General features: G+C 63.1%; 1 protein-coding gene and 2 pseudogenes. All 3 read left to right on the top strand.

Going from position 1 to position 2,771, the window contains the following annotated elements; all coding sequences use genetic code 11:
- Positions 1-218: pseudogene (locus ACLP9N_RS15070) on the top strand (hypothetical protein); the annotation flags it as partial.
- A 458-nt stretch (positions 219-676) separates the two neighbouring features.
- Entirely contained in the window at positions 677-2,488 is a 1,812-nt protein-coding gene (locus ACLP9N_RS15065) for a reverse transcriptase domain-containing protein (protein ID WP_442408175.1), read from the top strand.
- A gap of 145 nt (positions 2,489-2,633) precedes the next feature.
- Positions 2,634-2,771 (top strand): annotated as a pseudogene (locus ACLP9N_RS15060) (IS110 family transposase); the annotation flags it as partial.

Below are 2,771 nucleotides of genomic sequence, written 5' to 3'. Positions count from 1 at the left end.
ACGTTCACCAGGCGAGCGTGACCGCGTGCGTGCGCGTCTGGCAGGGCCGTGAGCTGACCGAGCATGTGGAGGAGTTCGCCACGACCGTGTATGGCCTGCTGGCGCTGCGAGACTGGCTTGAGGCGTTGGGGGTTCGGCAGGTCGCGATGGAGGCGACCGGTGTGTATTGGAAATGCGCCGCGAGGCGCCCTGTTGTATCCCCGGCACAGCCGGGATGAACTCGAAGGAAGGTTCTTGGGTCCAATGGCTTACCCGGATCCGAAAGGTGAAAGGAACAATCGCATGTCAGAAAAGCGACGGTCATGCCCAGGTGCAGGGATGAGGCGTCGCGGGACCCGCGTGATATGGCGAAAGCTTGACTGCCTGAAGCCGAATCTCCAGAAGATGCAAAGACCCATCCGCCGGAAAAGCACCCGTTACCGGCGCCACGCTATGCGACGGCATGCTTCCAGGGCTGTCGCAACCTTCGGGGCGTGGAGCGTTGCCCAGTGAGGGCAAGCAAGGAGATGAGTCGGCCGCCTAAGTCACGCTCGGACGTACAACAGGGACGAACGCGGGATCAACCCTCGGGGCGCGAGCCCCAGGGTGACGGAGTGCCCATAGTAGTCGTGGGAGTCGCGACCCACCAGGGAGGACGGGAAAGCCGTCCGCAGGGCGAAGGGGCACAGGTGGCTGGATGTCTGATGGCCTGGAGGTATGCGTAATGCAGAGCGCCAAAACGGTCCTGGATGTCCTCCGTGAACGCGGCAGGCGCGGCCTGCCGTGTGATGAGCTGTATCGGCAATTGTTCAACCCGCAGCTGTACTTGCTGGCCTACGGGCGCATCTACTCCAACCAGGGAGCGATGACGCCCGGACCCGATGCGGAAACCGCGGACGGCATGACGCTGGGCAAGATCGAGCGCATCATCGACGCGTTGCGTCACGAGCGCTACCGGTTCAAACCCGTCAAGCGGCACTACATCCCCAAGAAGGACGGGAAGCAGCGCCCGCTTGGTCTGCCATCGTGGTCGGACAAGCTCGTCGGCGAAGTGATACGCCTGCTGCTTGAGGCGTACTATGAGCCGCGGTTCTCCGAGCACTCCCACGGTTACCGTCCCGGCCGGGGTTGCCACAGCGCCTTGAGCGAGGTGGGGATCAACTGGACGGGAACGACCTGGTTTATCGAGGGTGATATCTCCCGGTGCTTCGACGAGCTTGACCATCAAGTCACGCTCCAGACGCTGGGTGAAAAGATCCACGACAACCGGCTGCTTCGGCTGGTCGGCCAGATGCTGCGAGCTGGGTACTTGGAGGACTGGGTGTGGAACGCCACGCTCAGCGGCGCGCCGCAGGGCGGGGTGCTCTCCCCGTGCCTGTCCAACATCTACCTGGACCGGCTGGACGCGTTTGTCGAAACGGTTCTACTGCCGGAATACACCCGAGGTGTGCGCAGGAGCCCTAATCCTGAGTACCGCAGAGTCAAGAACGGCATCTATCGTGCCCGCAAGCGCGGCGATCACGCCACGGTTAGGGCGCTGCGCAAGCAGCAACGTCGTCTCCCTACGGTGGATCCACAGGATCCCGCGTATCGGCGGCTGCGTTACGTTAGGTATGCAGATGACATTCTGCTCGGGTTCACCGGACCGAAGACCGAGGCCGAGGAAATCAAGCGCCGTCTCGCTCAGTTCTTGCAAGAGGATCTCAAGCTCGAACTGTCTGAGACAAAGACGCTGATCACCCACGCCCGCACCGGGGCGGCGCGGTTCCTCGGCTATGAGATCACCGTCAGGCACGATGACCGGAAGCTCACCGCTGGGCGCAGGTCGCTCAACGGGGGAATCTGGCCGCGCGTGCCGATTGACGTGATCAAGGCGAAATGCGCCCGATACATGCAACGGGGAAAACCCGCGCATCGACCCGAACTGATGAACGAGCAGGACCACGCGATCATCAGCCGCTACGGGTCCGAGTATCGGGGCATCGTCCAGTACTACCTGCTGGCCGGAGACGTCTACCGGCTGAATCGGCTGCACTGGGTGATGGTCACATCGCTGCTCAAGACGCTGGCTGGCAAGCACGGCTCGTCGGTCTCGAAGATGGCCCGCAAGTATGGGGCCACGACCGACACTCCGTACGGGCCGCGCAAATGCATACAGGCCAGGGTGGAGCGTGGCGAGGGCCGCAGGCCGCTAGTCGCAACGTTCGGTGGTATCCCGCTCACGCGGCAAAAGAACGCAGTCTTAGCTGACCGCGAACCAATCCCGGGCACCGCCCGACACAAGGAGGTGGTTCGCCGTCTCCTGACCGGGCGGTGCGAGATCTGTGGGGAAGCGGACAAAGTGCAAATCCACCAAATCCGCGCACTCGCCGATCTCAACAAACCCGGACGGCCGCAACCCGAGTGGATGCAGATCATGGCACGACGGCGACGCAAGACCCTCGTGGTCTGCGCCAGCTGCCACGCCAACATCCATCCCGAGAAGCCAACCGCGATTAACACGGAATAGTCACTAGAGAGCCCGGTGATCAGAAATGGTCACGCCGGGTTCGGGAGAGGGGCGGCGGAAAAGGACCCAAGAGGCACCTCGCCGCCGTCCTATCTCAGCGCCCGTCTGGCATATCCTGGAGGACGACTTCGAGCTGACGCTCTGCAACGCGCGGCATGTCAGGAACGTTCCGGGTCGCAAGACTGACGTGTGTGACGCGCAGTGGCTGTGCCAGCTGATGGAGGCTGGGCTGTTGCGCGGCAGCTTCGTGGCACCCAAGCCGCAGCGTCGGCTGCGCGCTTTG

This window comes from Mycobacterium sp. (assembly GCF_052144515.1).
Classification (GTDB): Bacteria; Actinomycetota; Actinomycetes; order Mycobacteriales; family Mycobacteriaceae; genus Mycobacterium.
The sequence above is the reverse complement of the archived record's forward strand: the minus strand, read 5'-3'. Positions and strand labels throughout refer to the sequence as shown.